General features: G+C 71.4%; 15 protein-coding genes. 13 read left to right on the top strand and 2 right to left on the bottom strand.

Annotated elements, in window-relative coordinates:
- Positions 1-88 precede the first annotated feature (88 nt).
- From ACMTAK_RS33005 to era, 11 genes are all read left to right on the top strand, one after another.
- Positions 89-754, top strand: coding sequence for a hypothetical protein (locus tag ACMTAK_RS33005; RefSeq protein ID WP_413809536.1), 666 nt, complete (start codon positions 89-91; stop codon positions 752-754).
- 77 nt (positions 755-831) lie between these two features.
- A complete protein-coding gene (locus tag ACMTAK_RS33010) occupies positions 832-1,191 on the top strand; it encodes a histidine triad nucleotide-binding protein (protein ID WP_201849647.1) in 360 nt (119 codons plus the stop codon).
- Between the two features lie 3 nt (positions 1,192-1,194).
- Positions 1,195-2,115, top strand: coding sequence for a ribonuclease Z (locus ACMTAK_RS33015; protein WP_413809537.1), 921 nt, complete (start codon positions 1,195-1,197; stop codon positions 2,113-2,115).
- Between the two features lie 143 nt (positions 2,116-2,258).
- Positions 2,259-3,374 carry a carbohydrate kinase family protein gene (locus tag ACMTAK_RS33020; protein WP_413809538.1) on the top strand — a complete coding sequence of 372 codons (1,116 nt, stop codon included), beginning with the start codon at positions 2,259-2,261 and terminating at the stop codon, positions 3,372-3,374.
- Between the two features lie 168 nt (positions 3,375-3,542).
- Positions 3,543-4,547: a PhoH family protein gene (locus tag ACMTAK_RS33025; protein ID WP_121824230.1), complete on the top strand. Its 1,005-nt coding sequence runs from the start codon at positions 3,543-3,545 to the stop codon at positions 4,545-4,547.
- An 11-nt stretch (positions 4,548-4,558) separates the two neighbouring features.
- Positions 4,559-5,056, top strand: coding sequence for an rRNA maturation RNase YbeY (gene ybeY, locus ACMTAK_RS33030; protein WP_020871394.1), 498 nt, complete (start codon positions 4,559-4,561; stop codon positions 5,054-5,056).
- Positions 5,053-6,363 (top strand): hemolysin family protein, encoded by a 1,311-nt coding sequence (locus ACMTAK_RS33035; protein ID WP_413809539.1) that lies wholly within the window; start codon positions 5,053-5,055, stop codon positions 6,361-6,363. The genes ybeY and ACMTAK_RS33035 overlap by 4 nt, the downstream gene beginning before the upstream one ends.
- 38 nt (positions 6,364-6,401) lie before the next feature.
- The gene (locus ACMTAK_RS33040; protein ID WP_413809540.1) at positions 6,402-6,590 is read left to right on the top strand and encodes a hypothetical protein; all 189 of its coding nucleotides are present in this window, start codon (positions 6,402-6,404) and stop codon (positions 6,588-6,590) included.
- Between the two features lie 193 nt (positions 6,591-6,783).
- Positions 6,784-9,765 carry a beta strand repeat-containing protein gene (locus ACMTAK_RS33045; protein WP_413809541.1) on the top strand — a complete coding sequence of 994 codons (2,982 nt, stop codon included), beginning with the start codon at positions 6,784-6,786 and terminating at the stop codon, positions 9,763-9,765.
- 149 nt (positions 9,766-9,914) lie between these two features.
- Positions 9,915-10,265: a cytidine deaminase gene (locus ACMTAK_RS33050; protein ID WP_121825133.1), complete on the top strand. Its 351-nt coding sequence runs from the start codon at positions 9,915-9,917 to the stop codon at positions 10,263-10,265.
- Positions 10,266-10,347: 82 nt separating this feature from the next.
- On the top strand, positions 10,348-11,304 hold the full coding sequence (era, locus tag ACMTAK_RS33055) for a GTPase Era (protein ID WP_413809542.1): 957 nt from the start codon (positions 10,348-10,350) through the stop codon (positions 11,302-11,304).
- A 71-nt stretch (positions 11,305-11,375) separates the two neighbouring features.
- Here the strand turns inward: era and ACMTAK_RS33060 are convergent, their stop codons facing one another.
- Together ACMTAK_RS33060 and ACMTAK_RS33065 are read right to left on the bottom strand one after the other, a co-directional pair.
- Positions 11,376-11,642, bottom strand: coding sequence for a protealysin inhibitor emfourin (locus ACMTAK_RS33060; protein ID WP_413809543.1), 267 nt, complete (start codon positions 11,640-11,642; stop codon positions 11,376-11,378).
- Between the two features lie 27 nt (positions 11,643-11,669).
- On the bottom strand, positions 11,670-12,776 hold the full coding sequence (locus ACMTAK_RS33065; RefSeq protein WP_413809544.1) for a M4 family metallopeptidase: 1,107 nt from the start codon (positions 12,774-12,776) through the stop codon (positions 11,670-11,672).
- Positions 12,777-13,111: 335 nt separating this feature from the next.
- On the opposite strand from ACMTAK_RS33065, the gene leuA reads away from it, so the two are divergent.
- Positions 13,112-14,923 carry a 2-isopropylmalate synthase gene (leuA, locus tag ACMTAK_RS33070; protein WP_413809545.1) on the top strand — a complete coding sequence of 604 codons (1,812 nt, stop codon included), beginning with the start codon at positions 13,112-13,114 and terminating at the stop codon, positions 14,921-14,923.
- Between the two features lie 237 nt (positions 14,924-15,160).
- Complete coding sequence (locus ACMTAK_RS33075; RefSeq protein ID WP_044575485.1) at positions 15,161-15,871, top strand: TerB family tellurite resistance protein; 711 nt, start codon at positions 15,161-15,163, stop codon at positions 15,869-15,871.
- The last annotated feature ends 45 nt before the right edge of the window (positions 15,872-15,916 follow it).

Raw genomic sequence — 15,916 nt, forward strand, 5'->3', positions numbered from 1 at the left:
ACGGACACGGCAGGCGAGACGGGCACGGCGGACAGGACGGGGACGGACGCTCTTCGCCGTCGCGGCGGTCGGCGCGGCGGCGGCCGCGGTGACGGCATGCGAGCCGACCGGCGGCGGCATCAGCTCCGTGACGGTCGCGATCACCACGGACCAGGTCGCGACCGAGGCGCTGGAGCGGGGTGGTGTCGGCGTCCGCTGGATGAGCTGCAACGCCGAATTCAGGCACGGCCGTACGGCGGGTGCCGCTTCGCCCTCGCAGAGCGAGCGGGCCGGGGGGACCCGGGCCGGGGAGACCGACGCACGGGTGGACTGCCACGGCAGGACCGACAACGACAAGGACGTCAGGGTCAGGGGCCGGGTCACCTACGTCCGGGAGGACCACTGCGTCCGGGGCGACTTGACCGGCCAGGTGGACGGCCGGAAGGTCTTCGAGGCGAATGTGATCGGGGAGTGCCAGGGCGGTGGCCGGGACACCGAGAGCCCCCGGCCGACCCGCAGTCCCCCCTGGGAGCACCGGACCACGGAGGCTCCCGAGCCGACCCGCAGCCACCCTTGGGAGCACCGGACGACCGAGGCCCCTGAGCCGACCCGCCGTCCTCCCTGGGAGCACCGGACCACGGAGGCTCCCGAGCCGACCCGCAGCCACCCTTGGGAGCACCCGTCCACCGAGGGCGGCGCCGGTCAGGTCGGTGCCGATGACGGTGCCGGTGACGACGGTAAGGGCGACACCGGGGGCGGTGGCCGGAGCGAATAGGCCGCGATCGCTTCCGTCGGCAGGCCCTCCCGGTACCATCCGGACCGTACGTGCCGACGATCCGTGAGGAGCCACCGGTGGCGGGAGAACCCCAGGCCGACTGCCTGTTCTGCAAGATTGTGTCGGGGGAGGTGCCGGCCACCGTGGTCCGCGAGACGGACACCACCGTCGCCTTCCGCGACATAAACCCCCAGGCGCCCACCCACGTCCTGGTGATCCCCAAGGCGCACCACCCGGACGCCGCCTCCCTCGCGGCGGCCGACCCGCAGGCCACCGCGGATGTGCTGCGCGAGGCGGGCGCGGTCGCCGCGGATGAGAAGCTCGACGAGACGGGCTACCGCGTGGTGTTCAACACCGGCTCCGGCGCCGGTCAGACCGTCTTCCACGCGCATGCCCACGTCCTGGGCGGCCGCGGGCTCAACTGGCCCCCCGGATAACCCTTGTCCGCGCGGGAACTGATCGTCCTCGGCACCGCCAGCCAGGTGCCGACCCGGCACCGCAACCACAACGGCTATCTGCTGCGCTGGGACGGCGAGGGCCTGCTGTTCGACCCCGGCGAGGGTACTCAGCGCCAGATGGTGAGGGCCGGGGTCGCCGCCCATGACATCGACCGGATCTGCGTCACCCACTTCCACGGGGACCACTCCCTGGGCCTGGCCGGGGTGATCCAGCGGATCAACCTCGACCGGGTGCCGCACCGGGTGACCGCCCACTACCCGGCGAGCGGACAGCGGTTCTTCGAGCGGCTGCGCTACGCGACCGCCTACCGCGAGACGGTCGCGCTGACCGAGGAGCCGGTCGCCGGTGACGGCGCGGTGCTGGCCCGCACCCCCGCGTACACGCTGGAGGCCGCCCGGCTCTCGCACCCCGTCGAGTCCTACGGCTACCGGCTCATCGAACCGGACGGCCGCAGGATGCTGCCCGAGCGGCTCGCCGCGCTCGGCGTCCGTGGCCCGGAGATCGGCCGGCTCCAGCGGGACCGGGTGCTGGAGGTCGAGGGGCGCACGGTGGCGCTCGAGGAGGTCAGCGAGGTGCGCCGGGGTCAGCGCTTCGCGTTCATCATGGACACCCGGATGTGCGACGGCGCCGACGCCCTGGCGCAGGGGTGCGATCTGCTGGTCATCGAGTCGACCTTCCTGGACGAGGAGGAGGCCCTGGCCGTCGAGTACGGGCATCTGACCGCCGGGCAGGCCGCCCGGCTCGCCGCCGGGGCGGGGGTTCGGCACCTGGTGCTGACGCACTTCTCGCAGCGCTACGGCGACCCCTCCGAATTCGAGCGCCAGGCGCGGGACGCGGGGTTCGACGGGGAGCTCACGGTCGCCCAGGACCTCATGACCGTGGCGCTGCCCAAACGGCGCTGAGGGCGCTCCGCCGGGGCCGCCGGGACCGATGACCGCCAGGGTGACGGTGGGCCGGACCCCGGCCCGTTGTCGGTGCCATCGTGCACACTGGCCGCACCCGTATCCGACGGCGGAGGCGGACCGGCAAGACCTGGGAGAGCGCGGTGACGACACACGGCGGCGACAAGCTCACGGCGGCGGGCTACCACCTGCTCGACCCGCTCGCGGACGTGCGCCGCCCCGGCGACGCGGACTGCGACGTCTATCTCACCGGCACGGTCTTCCTGGACATCATCTTCACCGGTCTTGACAGCGCCCCGGTCCGCGGCACCGAGTCCTGGGCCCGCGGCATGGGGTCGAGCCCCGGCGGCGTCGCCAATATGGCCACCGCCCTGGCCCGGCTCGGCCTGCGCACCTCGCTCGCCGCCGCCTTCGGCGACGACCACTACGGGGACTACTGCCGGGACGCCCTGGACCACGGCGAGGGCATCGACCTCTCGCTGTCCCGCACGATCCCCGGCTGGCACTCCCCGGTGACCGTCTCCATGGCCTACGAGGGCGAGCGGACCATGGTCTCCCACGGCCATGAGGCCCCGCCGCCCGAGGAGCCCGCGCCCAGCTGCCCGCCCCCGGCCCGCGCCGCCGTGGCCTCCCTGGTGCCCGGCCGCGGCCAGGAGTGGGTCGCCGAGGCCGCTCGCCGTGGCAGCAGGGTCTTCGCGGACGTCGGCTGGGACGACACCGGCCGCTGGGACCCGGCCGACCTCTCCGAGCTGGAGCACTGCGAGGCGTTCCTGCCCAATGCCGAGGAGGCGATGCGCTACACCCGCACCGACTGCCCGCGTGCCGCCGCCCGGGCCCTGTCCGACCTGGTCCCGCTGGCCGTCGTCACGCTCGGCTCCGAGGGGGCGTACGCGGTCGACGGCCGCACCGGCGAGACCGCCGAGGTGCCCGCGATCTCCGTGGAGGCCCTGGACCCGACCGGGGCCGGGGACGTGTTCGTGGCCGGTTTCGTCACCGGCACGCTCGCCGGGTGGCCGCTCGCCGACCGGCTGGCCTTCGCGGGGCTGACCGCCGCGCTGTCGGTGCAGGAATTCGGCGGTTCGCTGTCGGCGCCCGGCTGGGTCGAGATCGCCGCCTGGTGGCAGCACGCCCGCGCCTACGACGACCAGCCCGCCCGCGCGCTGCGCCGCTACGCCTTCCTCGACCGGCTGCTCCCGGCCGCCGCCCGCCCCTGGCCGCTGCGCCGGGCCGTCCCGACGATCGGTTTCCGCCAGGCGTAGCGCGGGGCGCGGACCAGGGGTGGCGGGCCCCGGGTGTGTGGGGCGATGAGCGGATAGGAGTAAAAGGGCTCGGGTGTTGTCGGTGCTCCGTCGTACCCTGGAACCCAAGGTTGTCGAGCGGCGAGAACCCTTGTATCGGGAGGTAGAAGCAGGCCAGAGAGCCGGCCCATGACGCAACCAACCACAGCACCGCAGGCGCATGCGCAGTTCACGGTCCCGAACAAGCACCCCATGGTCATGGTCCTGGGATCCGGTGATGCGCTGCTCCGTGTGATCGAGAACGCGTTCCCGGCGACCGATATTCATGTACGGGGCAACGAAGTCAGCGCCACCGGGGACCCGAAGGAAGTAGCCCTGGTCCAGCGTCTGTTCGATGAGATGATGCTGGTGCTCCGCACCGGTCAACCGATGACGGAGGATGCGGTGGAGCGCTCGATCTCCATGCTGCGCGCGGCCGAGAACGGCGAGAGCGGGGTGCAGGAGACGCCCGCCGAGGTGCTCACCCAGAACATCCTCTCCAACCGCGGCCGCACCATCCGCCCCAAGACGCTCAACCAGAAGCGCTATGTCGACGCCATCGACAAGCACACGGTCGTCTTCGGCATCGGCCCCGCGGGCACCGGCAAGACCTATCTCGCCATGGCCAAGGCGGTCCAGGCGCTGCAGTCCAAGCAGGTCAACCGGATCATCCTCACCCGGCCGGCGGTCGAGGCGGGGGAGCGGCTGGGCTTCCTGCCCGGCACCCTCTACGAGAAGATCGACCCGTATCTGCGGCCGCTGTACGACGCGCTGCACGACATGCTCGACCCCGACTCGATCCCGCGCCTGATGGCCGCGGGCACGATCGAGGTCGCGCCGCTGGCGTATATGCGTGGCCGTACGCTCAATGACGCGTTCATCATCCTCGACGAGGCCCAGAACACGAACCCCGAGCAGATGAAGATGTTCCTCACCCGGCTCGGCTTCGACTCCAAGATAGTGATCACGGGCGACATCACCCAGATCGACCTCCCCGGCGGGACCAAGAGCGGTCTGCGCCAGGTGCGGGAGATCCTGGACGGCGTCGAGGATGTTCACTTCTCCATGCTCACCAGCACCGACGTGGTCCGTCACAAGCTGGTCGGCCGGATCGTCGACGCATACGACCAGTACGACAGCCGCAACGGAAAGTAACCACGACCCCCATGGCGATCGACGTCAACAACGAATCCGGTACCGATATCGACGAGCGGGCGGTGCTGGACATCGCCCGCTACGCGCTCGCCCGGATGCGTATCCACCCGCTCTCCGAGCTCTCGGTGATCGTCGTCGACGCCGACGCCATGGAGCAGCTGCACATCCAGTGGATGGATCTGCCGGGTCCGACCGATGTCATGTCCTTCCCGATGGACGAGCTGCGCCCGCCGGCCAAGGACGACGAGGAGCCCCCGCAGGGCCTCCTCGGGGACATCGTGCTCTGTCCCGAAGTGGCCAAGAAGCAGGGGGAGGAGGCGCCGACCGGGCACTCCATGGACGAGGAGCTCCAGCTGCTCACCGTCCACGGCGTCCTCCACCTCCTCGGCTATGACCACGAGGAGGCGGACGAGCGCGCCGAGATGTTCGGCCTCCAGGCCGCCATCGTCGACGGCTGGCGCGCGGAGCAGGGCGTCACCGGCCCCTCCCCGGCCCCCACCGTCCGATGAGCGCGCAGCTCGTCACCGCGGCCGTCCTGCTGGTCGTGGTGGCCTGGCTGGCGGCCTGCGCGGAGGCCGGTCTCGCCCGCACCACCCGGTTCCGCGCCGAGGAGGCCGTGCGCTCCGGGCGCCGGGGCAGCGCCAAGCTGATGCTCGTCGCCGAGGACCCCACCCGCTATCTCAATGTGGCCCTGCTGGTCCGGGTCGCCTGCGAGGTCGCGGCGGGCGCGGTCGTCACGTTCGCGAGCCTGCGCGAGTTCCCCGAGACCTGGAAGGCGCTGACCGTCGCGATCGGCGTGATGGTCCTGGTGTCGTACGTGGCCGTCGGCGTCTCCCCGCGCACCATCGGCGCCCAGCATCCGCTCAACACCGCGACCGTCGCCGCCTATGTGCTGATCCCGCTGGCCCGGGTCATGGGCCCCATCCCGCCGCTGCTGATCCTCCTCGGTAACGCGCTCACGCCCGGCAAGGGCTTCCGCAAGGGCCCGTTCGCCTCCGAGGCCGAGCTGCGCGCCCTGGTGGACCTCGCCGAGCAGGAGTCGCTGATCGAGGACGAGGAGCGGCGCATGGTCCACTCCGTCTTCGAGCTCGGCGACACCCTGGTGCGCGAGGTGATGGTGCCGCGCACCGACCTCGTGGTCATCGAGCGCTTCAAGACCATCCGGCAGGCCCTCACCCTCGCGCTGCGCTCCGGCTTCTCCCGGATACCGGTCACCGGGGAGAACGAGGACGACATCGTCGGGATCGTCTACCTCAAGGACCTGGTCCGCAAGACGCATATCAACCGCGAGGCCGAGACCGAGCTGGTCTCGACCGCGATGCGGCCCGCCGCCTTCGTCCCGGACACCAAGAACGCGGGCGATCTGCTGCGCGAGATGCAGCAGGATCGCAACCACGTGGCCGTGGTGATCGACGAGTACGGCGGCACGGCCGGGATCGTCACCATCGAGGACATCCTCGAGGAGATCGTCGGCGAGATCACCGACGAGTACGACCGCGAGCTGCCGCCCGTCGAGGACCTCGGCGACGGCACCCACCGGGTGACCGCCCGGCTCGCCCTGGGCGACCTCGGCGAGCTGTACGGCACGGATCTGGAGGACGAGGACGTCGAGACGGTGGGCGGGCTGCTCGCCAAGGCGCTGGGCCGGGTGCCGATCGCGGGCGCCAGGGCCGAGGTGGACGTCCCCGGGGGCGGTGTGGACCCCGCGCTCAAGGCGCTGCGGCTGACCGCCGAGTCCCCGGCGGGCCGCCGCAACCGCATCGTCACGGTGCTGGTCGAGCCGGTCCGCGAAACCGCAGCGGCCGAGCCGGAGTAGTCCCCGAGCAAGCCGTGACGCGGCCCCGTCCACACCCCGTGGGCGGGGCCGCACTGTGCTCCGGCCCGGCCCGGCCCGGTCCGCCTCCCGTGCTCCCGCCGTACGCGCCGGGGCGCGGCACCCGCCCCCACGACAGCGGGCCGTCGCGCCAGCGCATCGCCAACGCGCGGGCCGCGCTGCGCCATCTGGGTGGAATAGCCGTCCGCTCCCTGGCCCATCTGGCGTAGGCGCCCGCTTACTTGCAGATACCGACTGGTGGGTCGCCCATACCTCTGTCGGGGGACAGTCGGCCTCTCTGCTTTGACGTAGACGGGTCGACCGTATGGGCACCCCCGTACAGAGGCCATGGCTCCGCGCGGCACGCGTCGCGCGGAGCCGGGCGGCTCATCCCCCTGAGCTCAGGAAAGGGCGGCCGCTTCCATGTCCATCACCGCGGTGACCTCCGTACCGAATCCCTCCGTCTTCGGCGAATCCGTCACCTACACCGCCACCGTCACCGGCATCACCGCCGGGACCCCTCCGTGGGGCGACGTGACCTTCGTCATCGCCGGAGGCCCGACCCTCGGCCCCGTGACACTCACCCAGACCGGGCCCGACTCCGGCACGGCCAGCGTGACCGACTCCACGCTCGCCGTCGGCTCCCATCTGGTCACGGCGAACTTCGTCAACTCGAGTGATCCGCTGGACAATTCGTCCGGCACGACCATCCAGCAGGTCAACCAGGCGGCGACCGCCACCACCGTCACCTTCGTCCCGCCCGCGCCCGTCTGCGGCGAGAGCGTGACCCTGACCGCCAACGTGGCGGCGGTGCCCCCGGGCAGCGGCACCCCCACCGGTACGGTCACCTTCATCATCAGCGCGGACGGGCCCACGGTGACCGGGACCCTCGACGGATCCGGGAACGCCTCCGTGACCGTCCCCGCCCTGAGCGTGGGCACGCACCAGGTCGCCGCGTTCTACAACGGCGACACCAACTTCGCCACCTCCAACTCGCCCTTGACTCCGCTCACCGTCAGCCCGGCGGCCTCGACCACGACCCTCACCATCTCCCCGGCCTCGCCGGTGTGCGGTGAGACGGTGACCCTGTGCGCCCAGGTGGCGGTCGTCGCTCCCGGCACCTGCACCCCGACGGGCACCGTGACGTTCACGGTCGCGGGCGGTCCGACCCTGACCGGGACGTTGAACGCGAGTGGTCAGGCGTGTGTGACGACTGCCGCCATCCCGGTGGGGCCCCATGCCGTAACGGCCACCTACGGCGGCAACGGGAACGTCTCGGGCTCGACCGGCACCGGATCGGTCACGGTCGGTCAGGGGGCCTCGACCACGACCCTCACCATCTCCCCGGCCTCGCCGGTGTGCGGTGAGACGGTGACCCTGTGCGCCCAGGTGACGGTGTCGCCGCCGAGCACCTGTACGCCCACGGGCACGGTGACGTTCACGATCGCGGGTGGTCCGACGTTGATCGGGACGTTGAACGCGAGTGGTCAGGCGTGTGTGACGACCGGTGCGATTCCGGTGGGTACTCATGCGGTGACGGCCACGTACGCGGGCAACACGGGCGTGGCGGGTTCGTCGGTTTCCGGGTCGGTCTCCGTCGGCCAGGCCGCGTCCACGACCGCGCTGACCATCACGCCCGCCTCTCCGGTGTGCGGTCAGTCGGTGACCCTGTGCGCGCAGGTGACCACGACGCCGCCGGGGACGTGCAGTCCGACCGGGACGGTGACGTTCACGATCGCGGGTGGTCCGACGTTGATCGGGACGTTGAACGCGAGTGGTCAGGCGTGTGTGACGACCGGTGCGATTCCGGTGGGTACTCATGCGGTGACGGCCACCTACGCGGGTGACACCGGTGTGGCGGGCTCGTCGGCTTCCGGGTCCGTCACCGTCGGCCAGGCCGCGTCCACGACCGCGCTGACCATCACGCCCGCCTCTCCGGCGTGCGGCCAGTCGGTGACCCTGTGCGCGCAGGTGACCACGACGTCGCCCGGCACCTGCGCGCCGACCGGGACGGTGACGTTCACGATCGCGGGCGGTCCGACGTTGATCGGAACGCTGAACGCGACCGGTCAGGCGTGTGTGACCACCAGCGCCATTCCGGTCGGCACCCACGCGGTGACGGCCACCTACGCGGGTGACACCGGCGTCGCGGGCTCGTCCGCCTCCGGGTCCGTCACGGTCAACCAGGGCGTCTCCACCACGACGCTGAGCTTCCTGCCCTCCTCGCCGGTGTGCGGCCAGCCGGTGACCCTGTGCGCCCAGGTGACGGTCGCGGCGCCCAGTACCTGCACCCCGACCGGGACGGTCACGTTCACGATCGCGGGCGGTCCGACCCTGACCGGAACGCTCGACGCGACCGGTCAGGCGTGTGTGACGACCAGCGCCATTCCGGTGGGCACGCACGCGGTGACGGCCACGTACGCGGGCAACACGGGCGTGGCGGGCTCCTCGGCCTCCGGATCCATCACCGTCGGCCAGGCCGCGTCCACGACCGCGCTGACCATCACGCCCGCCTCCCCGGTGTGCGGCCAGCCGGTGACCCTGTGCGCGCAGGTCACCACGACGTCGCCCGGCACCTGCGCGCCGACCGGGACGGTGACGTTCACGATCGCGGGCGGTCCGACGTTGATCGGAACGCTGAACGCGACCGGTCAGGCGTGTGTGACGACCAGTGCCATTCCGGTGGGCACGCACGCGGTGACGGCCACGTACGCGGGCAACACGGGCGTGGCGGGCTCCTCGGCGTCCGGCTCCGTCACCGTCGTCCAGGCGACCACCACGACCGTGCTCACCTCCTCGCCGAACCCGTCCACTCCCGGCCAGAACGTGACCTTCACCGCCACCGTGACCGCGGTGCCGCCGGCGACGGGCACCCCGACCGGGACCGTCACCTTCGTGATCAGCGGCGGGCCCACCCTCATCGGCACGCTCAACGGCGCGGGACAGGCCACCGTCAACACCAGCACCCTCACCACCGGGGCGCACACGGTCACCGCCACCTACGGCGGCGACACCTGCTTCGCCGGTTCCACCTCACCGACGATCACCCAGAACGTGGCCGTGGCGCCGACCGGGACCACCGTGACCGCCACCCCGGCCACCATCCGGCTGCGGATCAACGGCACGTTCGTCATCCCGACCCTGAGCGCGACACTGAGGGACGCGTCGAACAACCCGATCCCCGGCCAGACCCTCACCTTCGTCGCCAACTCCTCACTGGGCCCGATCGCGCTGGGCAGCGCGGTCACCAATGCCAGTGGTACGGCGACGCTCAGCAATGTCGCCGTCCCGTCGACGGTGATCACCGCCTCGACGTACACCGCCTCCTTCGCGGGCGCACCGGGCCTGAGCCCGTCGTCGGGTTCGGCCTCGCTGACCTTCCAGCCGCTGCCGCTCCTCCCGTAGGGCGCCTGAGCCCCTGAGCACAACCGCACAACCGCACAACCGCACACCCGCGTACCGCCCGCGCCGGGCCGCCGCACCGCGGCCCGGCGCGGGCCGCCGTGTGCCCACCGGAGTCACCGCCGGTCAACGCCCCGCATATGCTCGTCCGCATGAGCGAAGCAGCGCAGTTGGACCCCGAAGACCGCAAGATCATCACGCTGGCCCGCTCCGTGCGGGCCCGCAACTCCGTGCCGGAGGGCGCCGCCGTCCGCGACGAGACGGGGCGTACGTACGTGGCCGGGACCGTGGCCCTCGACTCGCTGAAGCTGAGCGCCCTCCGGACCGCCGTCGCCATGGCCGTGGCGAGCGGTGCCACGTCCCTGGAGGCCGCGGCGGTGGTGACCGACGCCGAGAGCGCCTCGGAGGAGGACCGCGCGGCCGTCCGGGACCTCGGCGGGGCCGGGACCCCGGTGCTGCTGGCGGGCCCCGACGGCACCCTGCGGGCCACGCTGGACGCCTGATCCGGCCCGCCCGCGCCCGGCGGTCGTACGAGGCCGGGACGGCTGGTCCGAGCGGGTCGGGGCATCGGGGAGAATGGGGGCCATGACTGCCGGTACCTCCCCGTCCCCGACCGAGCAGCGGGAGACCCCGCACCGCTCGGGCTTCGCCTGCTTCGTCGGCCGCCCCAACGCGGGCAAGTCGACCCTGACCAACGCGCTGGTGGGGACGAAGGTCGCGATCACCTCGAACCGCCCGCAGACCACCCGCCACACCGTCCGCGGCATCGTGCACCGCCCCGACGCCCAGCTGGTGCTCGTCGACACCCCCGGTCTGCACAAGCCGCGCACCCTGCTCGGCGAGCGGCTCAACGATGTGGTGCGCACCACCTGGGCCGAGGTCGACGTCATCGGCTTCTGCCTGCCCGCCGACCAGAAGCTGGGCCCCGGCGACCGCTATATCGCCACCGAGCTCGCGGGGGTCAAGAAGACCCCCAAGGTCGCGATCGTCACCAAGACCGACCTGGTCGAGCCCGAGCAGCTGGCCCAGCAACTGATCGCCGTCGACCGGCTCGGCAAGGAGCTGGGCATCGAGTGGGCCGAGATCGTCCCCGTGTCGGCCGTAGGTGACCGGCAAGTGAATCTGCTGGCGGATCTGCTGGTCCCGCTGCTGCCCGAGGGCCCGACGCTCTACGCCGAGGGCGACCTCACCGACGAGCCCGAGCAGGTCATGGTGGCCGAGCTGATCCGGGAGGCCGCGCTGGAGGGCGTACGGGACGAACTGCCGCACTCCATCGCGGTGGTGGTGGAGGAGATGCTGCCCCGCGAGGGCCGCCCCGCGGACCGGCCGCTGCTGGACATCCACGCCAACCTCTACATCGAGCGGCCCAGCCAGAAGGGCATCATCATCGGCCCCAAGGGCCGCCGCCTGAAGGACGTGGGCACCAAGTCCCGCAAGCACATTGAAGCGCTGCTGGGCACGCCGGTCTTCCTCGACCTGCATGTGAAGGTGGCGAAGGACTGGCAGCGTGACCCCAAGCAGTTGCGGAAGCTGGGGTTCTGAGCCCGGCGCGCGGGGCTCGGTGCGTCCGCCGCGGCCTCGGCCTCGGTGCGTCCGCCGAGGCCGCGCGGCCCTTACGCGCCTTCCTTCAGCACCGCGCGGATCAGTTCCCGCTGGGCGTCGCTCAGCTGGGGATCCGCGGTGTGGACGGTGCGGCCGTCGACGGTGATCTCGTACTGGAAGCCGTCGGGCACGCCGCGGGCGGCCGTGGTGTGGCCGGTCTCGACGGCCTGGTGGGCCAGGGCGTCGAGATGGGTGGCGTCGGGCCGGCCGGTGGTGTCCAGCTCGGCCCGGCGCTCGATTCCGGCGAATCCGCCGGTGCGGGTGACGGAGATGCGCATGGCTCCATCACTACCCGATGGCGTGCCCTAGCGCGCGCCCACGTGGGCCCGCAGATCGGTGATGCCCACCCCGGCCCATGCCTCCCGCACCGCCGACTGCTCCTCGCCCTCGCCGTACCGGGCGTGCGCCGCGGCCACCGTGAGCTGGGCGAAGTCGGCGAACTGCGCGTCGGAGGCCAGATCGCCGCCGGTCAGCACGTCGTACCAGATCTGCCCGGCGCGCTCCCAGGCGTTGCCGCCCAGGGCGGTGGCGGCGAGGTAGAAGGCGTGGTTGGGGATGCCGGAGTTGATGTGGACGCCGCCGTTGTCACGTGAGGTGCGGACGTAGTCGTCCATGGTGCCCGGCTGCGGGTCCTTGCCCAGCACATCGTCGTCGTACGCCGTGCCCGGGGCCTTCATGGAGCGCAGGGCCACCCCGGTGACCCGGTCCGTCAGCAGCCCCGCGCCGATCAGCCAGTCGGCCTCCTCGGCGCCGAGGCCGAGTACATGCTGCTTGACCAGGGAGCCGAAGACGTCGGACATCGACTCGTTGAGCGCCCCGGACTGGCCGAAGTACTCGAGGTTGGCGGTGTACTGCGTGACGCCGTGGGTGAGCTCATGGGCCATCACGTCGACCGGGAGGGTGAAGTCCTGGAAGACCTCGCCGTCCCCGTCGCCGAAGACCATCTGCTCGCCGTCCCAGAAGGCGTTGTTGTAGTCCTCGCTGTAGTGGACGCTCGCGTTCAGCGGCAGCCCCGAGTCGTCGATCGAGCGCCGGCCGTACGCCTTGAAGAAGAGCTCGAAGGTCGCGCCGAGCCCGTCGTACGCGCGGTTCACCGAGTCGTCCCCGCTCGCCTGGTCGCCCTCGCCGCGCGTCTCCCTGCCGGGCAGCGAGGTCCGGTGCTGGGCGTCGTAGATGGTGCGCTGGGGCTTGTCGGAGGGAGCGGCCGCCCGCGCGGCGGGGACGCCGCGCACGGTGGTGATCCGGCGGCGGGTGCGCTGGAGGGCGTCGTGCTCGAGCGTGCGGCGGGCGGGATCGGCCAGCGAGGCGTCCTCGGCGTGGGACAGCTTGTCCAGGACGTGCGGCGGCACGATCGTGCAGAAGGCGGTGTGGTGGTGACCGCGGGCAAGGCGGGCATTGGCATTGGCGTCCATGGCTGGCAATGTCGCATCGCGTGACGTCGGTGTCACGCCTTGCGGTCATGATTGCTGAAATCGAGTGGAAGATGTGTATTCCTCCGAAGCACATGCTTCGGTCCGCATAGTGATACGGGTCCGCCCGGCCCGTGCGTCTCGGTTAGGCTGCTCTCCATCATGCGTTTCGGGCTGCTTCTTCTTAGCTGCCGCGGCGAGGGCCTGTAGTCGAACGGCCGACCCCCTCCCCGCGGAGTTCGGCGTTGCTCTGATCACGCCCCGTCGGTCGCCCCAGGACTTCCGCGACAGCGGATTCGTCCAGCGGACAGCGGACTATCCAAGGAGCCCCGCGCACCATGACTCACTCCGATACGCCCGGCCATTCCGAGACCTCCGGCCCGGACGCGATCTCCGGTGACGGCGTCGGCCGTCCCACCCCCATCACCGCCGCGAGCGTCACCCAGCGCCCCTCGGGGATGCCGATCCACAAGTACGGCCCGTACGAGGCCGTCGACATCCCGGACCGCACCTGGCCGGACAACCGCATCACCGTCGCCCCGCGCTGGCTGTCCACCGATCTGCGGGACGGCAACCAGGCGCTGATCGATCCGATGTCCCCGGCCCGCAAGCGCGAGATGTTCGACCTGCTGGTGCGCATGGGCTACAAGGAGATCGAGGTCGGCTTCCCCTCCTCCGGCCAGACCGACTTCGACTTCGTACGGTCGATCATCGAGGAGGGCGCGATCCCGGAGGACGTGACGATCTCCGTCCTCACCCAGGCGCGCGAGGAGCTGATCGAGCGCACCGTGGAGTCGCTGCGCGGGGCGCACAAGGCCACCGTGCACCTGTACAACGCCACCGCCCCCACCTTCCGCCGTGTCGTCTTCCGCGGCACCCGGGAGCAGGTCAAGCAGATCGCGGTGGACGGCACCCGGCTGGTGGTGGAGTACGCCGACAAGATCCTCGGCGGTGACACGGTCTTCGGCTACCAGTACAGCCCGGAGATCTTCACCGACACCGAGCTGGACTTCGCCCTGGAGGTCTGCGAGGGCGTCATGGACGTCTGGCAGCCCGAGGAGGGCCGCGAGATCATCCTGAATCTGCCGGCCACCGTCGAGCGCTCGACCCCGTCCACCCACGCGGACCGCTTCGAGTGGATGTCGCGCCATCTGTCCCGGCGCGAGCACATCTGCCTGTCGGTGCATCCGCACAACGACCGCGGCACCGCCGTCGCCGCCGCCGAGCTGGCGATCATGGCCGGGGCGGACCGCATCGAGGGCTGCCTGTTCGGGCAGGGCGAGCGCACCGGCAATGTCGACCTGGTGACGCTGGGTATGAACCTGTTCTCCCAGGGCGTCGACCCGCAGATCGACTTCTCGCAGATCGACGAGATCCGCCGCACCGCCGAATACTGCAACCAGATGGAGATCCACCCGCGCCACCCCTACGCGGGCGATCTGGTCTACACCGCCTTCTCCGGCTCCCACCAGGACGCCATCAAGAAGGGGTTCGAGGCGCTGGAGGCGAGCGCGGCCGAGCAGGGCAAGACGGTGGACGAGATCGAGTGGGCCGTCCCGTACCTGCCCATCGACCCCAAGGACGTCGGCCGCTCCTACGAGGCCGTGATCCGGGTGAACTCCCAGTCCGGCAAGGGCGGCATCGCCTATGTCCTGAAGAACGACCACAACCTGGACCTGCCGCGCAGGATGCAGATCGAGTTCTCCAAGACGATTCAGGCCAAGACCGACGCCGAGGGCGGCGAGGTCACCCCGGGCCAGATCTGGGCGGCCTTCCAGGACGAGTACCTGCCGACCGAGGACAACCGGTGGGGCCGGATCTCGCTGCGCAGCGCGCAGACCTCGACCACCAGCGAGGGCACCGACGCGCTCACCGTCGAGGCGGTCGTGGACGGCGCCGGGACGGTGCTGACCGGCACCGGCAACGGCCCGCTGGCGGCCTTCTTCGACGCCCTGGCCGCGATTGACGTGGACGTACGGCTGCTGGACTACTCCGAGCACACCCTGAGCGAGGGCGCCGCGTCGCAGGCCGCCGCGTACATCGAGTGCGCGATCGACGGGCAGGTGCTGTGGGGCGTCGGGATCGACGCCAACATCGTGCGCGCCTCCCTCAAGGCCGTCGTCTCCGCGGTGAACCGGGCTCGCCGGTGATCCTTACGGAATCCTTCGGATTCCTTCAGATTGGGTAAGTGATCTTTCACCGGCCTGATCGGACGGGGTCATCACCCCGTTGACCTGGTCACCCACATGGGCCCCGTTCACCCCGCGAGGTGGGCGGGGCCTCGGGTTTGGCCTGTTGTCTCCGTTCGGGGTACTGACGTCACATCATGGATGTGGCTAGCATCACGTCAACGCGGCAACGTGGCCGAAGCGTTATGGAGGTGTGACGTGGTGCACCGGCGAGCCCGCCGTGACCGGGACCTGTGTGTGGTAGGCGTACGCACTCTGTGGCGGACCGTCGGCGATGGTGAGTTCTTCTGCCCCGAGTGCGGGGGTGACCGCAACTACCGCCGCCGTACCGGCCGTCGCCGCATCGTGGTGCTCGGCCTGCCGGTGCTGCCACGCGGACCGGTCGCGCCCATCGTGGAATGCGCGGCCTGCGGCAGCCGCTACGGCACGGAGGTGCTCGACCACCCCACCACGACCCGCTTCTCCGCGATGCTCCGCGACGCGGTGCACACCGTGGCCCTCGCGGTCCTCGCCGCGGGCGGCACCGAGGCGACGGCGGTCCGGCAGGTCGCGGTCGGCGCGGTGCGCGCCGCCGGGTTCGCCGACTGCAGCGAGGAGCAGCTGCTCGCGCTCATCGAGGCCCTCGCCGCCGACACCGGGCGGCTGCCGGGCGCGTGCGGCGAGCGGGACGGCCTGGACCCGTGCGGTACGGCGCTGGCCATCGAGCTGCACGAGGCCCTGGAGCCGCTGGCCCCGCATCTGGCCCCCACCGGCCGGGAGGCCATCCTCCTCCAGGGCGCCCGGATCGCCGTGGCCGACGGCCCGTACCGCCCGGCCGAGCGCGCGGTCCTGGAGACGGTCGGCCGGGCGCTGATGATCTGTCCCGACGACACGGCCCGCCTGCTGGCGGCCACAAGGGCGGCGTTCTGAGCGGAGGGTTCCGGTCCGCTCTCCGTACTCCCCAGGGAGTAATCG

Origin of the sequence: Streptomyces lacaronensis (assembly GCF_047337785.1) — a bacterium.
In the GTDB taxonomy this organism is placed as follows: domain Bacteria; phylum Actinomycetota; class Actinomycetes; order Streptomycetales; family Streptomycetaceae; genus Streptomyces; species Streptomyces lycopersici.